Source organism: Mycobacterium sp. (assembly GCF_036488105.1).
In the GTDB taxonomy this organism is placed as follows: Bacteria; Actinomycetota; Actinomycetes; order Mycobacteriales; family Mycobacteriaceae; genus Mycobacterium.
Genome location: NZ_DASXHW010000065.1, coordinates 1 through 1,654, shown reverse-complemented (window position 1 = coordinate 1,654; position 1,654 = coordinate 1). Strand labels below are relative to the sequence as shown.

The following is a 1,654-nucleotide window of genomic DNA, read 5'->3' as shown; positions in this document are numbered from 1 at the left end:
TTCAGTTAGTGATGTTTGGTTGTGGTCCGGGAGGCTCGCCGTTGAGGATGTCGATCGTGATGGTTGCTTTGTAGCTGGTTCGGTTCACGATTCCGGTGGCGGCGTGTTTTGAGGTGGCGCGTTTGATGGCGCGGGGGCTGGTTCTGGTGCGGCGGTCGGGTAGGAGGTTGGCCAGGACGAGCCGGCCGATGCCGCCGACGAGGTCGATGGTGGTGTCGGCGATGACGCCTGCGGCCTGGATGAGCAGGTCGCGGGCGGTGTGCAGGGCGGTGGTGAAGCAGGCCCGGTCGGGATCGAGGCCGGGTTGGCTGTCGGTGGCCTCGGCCATCGCCAGGCGCAGGGCCTGGTAGGTGGTGAGCAGGGCGTAGACCTCTTGGTCGATGCCGGCCGGGGTGCGGGCGCGGAGTACCCGCCCGCCCAGGATCGTGGACTTCAGTTCCAGGAAAGCGGTCTCGATCTCCCAGCGCTGGTGGTAGAGCTCGACGATCTCCAGGGCTGGGTAGTGGCCGGCGTCGAGCAGGGTGGTGATGAGCCGGTAGGAGCCGGTGCGGCGGCCGGTCAAGGTCTGGATGGTGATCTCGGCCTCGACGACGCGGACCTCGGTTTCGCCCCACCGTGACAGGTAGGACCCGTCGGGGTGACGGCGCAGCACGGGCAGTTTGCGGTTGGCTTTGCAGCGGATCAGCACCTGGGCGCCGGTCTGGGTGATCGCGGTGATGACGCCGGCCGCGGCGAAGTTGCGGTCGGCCAGCAGCAGCATCCCCGGCCGCAGGCACCCGAGCAACTGTGGAGCCTGGCTGGTCTCGCCGATGCTGGTCGGACCGAACACGGCGTCGATGACCGTGCGGGTGCCGCAGGACACCACGGCCAGCAGCCTCAACAGCGGATACCCCGAACCGCCGTGCGTACCGCCCTGGCGGCCATAGCGGGCCAGGTTCGCCGCGCTGTCTGGCACCGACATCGTCGTGCCATCGATCGCGCACACCAGCAGCCCACGCCAGCGCACACACGCCGAGCCGGCCAAGCCGCCACTGACCGCCGGGCCACACAGCAGACCGAACAGAAACCGCAGCGGCTTGACCCCGACCCGCCGACGGGCCTGGCACAACGCCGAGGCGCTCGGCGTGGCCACCAGCAAACCGTCCAGACCAGCCACCAGCTTCTGCCAGACCCCGGCATAGCCCACCTCGGCGAACAGACTCCCCGCCAACAACAAATACACAACCACCCGCGACGGCAGATCACGCAACCGGGCCTGCACCGTGCCGGTCTCGGCCAACGCCTGGTCCACCATCTCAAACGGCACGATCTGCGTCAGCTCACCCAGATGGCCCGGAGCGAACCGGCCCTGCGCAACGGTGATCACACGATGAATGACAGACTGACCAGACAGCGGAACTCCCGGTGAAGCGATGTCTTGGAGGACAACCGCTTCCTACCGGGAGTTCCGCTCCTTCACGCTCACCGACACACCCCTTGACAACAAACCACGCCGGCTAACTGAACGGCATTGGGGTTGACCCATGAGATGCAGGGTTTGCGCCCGGGATCTCAGACGCAAACCCGGCATCTCGGACGCCAACCCACGCGGTGCGCGGCGGGGACTCTCCGGAGCGCGGGGCGAGACGGGCGCAGCCTGGACGTGGGCCGGGGT

The 1,654-nt window shown here is 67.7% G+C and carries 1 protein-coding gene; it reads right to left on the bottom strand.

All coding sequences use genetic code 11. From position 1 onward, the window contains the following. Position 1 precedes the first annotated feature (1 nt). Positions 2-1,366: an IS4 family transposase gene (locus VGH54_RS03585; RefSeq protein ID WP_331510563.1), complete on the bottom strand. Its 1,365-nt coding sequence runs from the start codon at positions 1,364-1,366 to the stop codon at positions 2-4. Positions 1,367-1,654 lie beyond the last annotated feature (288 nt).